Genomic DNA, 370 nt, shown 5'->3' with positions numbered 1-370 from the left:
GCGAATTGAAAGATCTAAGGGATGCCAGCTCGCTGACCCTGACTTTGAAAGTGGATGTGGCAGGAGGCACCAACGAGGCGGCTGCAGTTGTCTTTACCCCGAAAATTTATACAGTGAGGTCGACTGGGATCTTGTTGGCACCGCCTGAGGTATTGGAAGCACCTGATTGGACGCTGGATTTTGCTACGGTGCACACCGCCCGCTACATCACGGTCAGAGCACGAATCAGCACCGGTGCTTTCCAGGCGGATCCGCAAGCCACCTATACGGTTATGGTCAGATGGGTCCATGAGGGGCTTGTCTACCATTCCGACATTGTGGAAACGACTGTCCCCCGCACGTTGGACTTCCAGATTCCGCGCCTTGAAGT

At 54.9% G+C, this 370-nt stretch carries 1 pseudogene; it reads left to right on the top strand.

Going from position 1 to position 370, the window contains the following annotated elements:
- Nucleotides 1–370, top strand: a pseudogene (locus tag QMX89_RS22700) (hypothetical protein); the annotation flags it as partial.

The sequence above is a fragment of the Pseudomonas sp. PS01301 genome (genome assembly GCF_029960215.1).
In the GTDB taxonomy this organism is placed as follows: domain Bacteria; phylum Pseudomonadota; class Gammaproteobacteria; order Pseudomonadales; family Pseudomonadaceae; genus Aquipseudomonas; species Aquipseudomonas coleopterorum.
The sequence above is the reverse complement of the archived record's forward strand: the minus strand, read 5'-3'. Positions and strand labels throughout refer to the sequence as shown.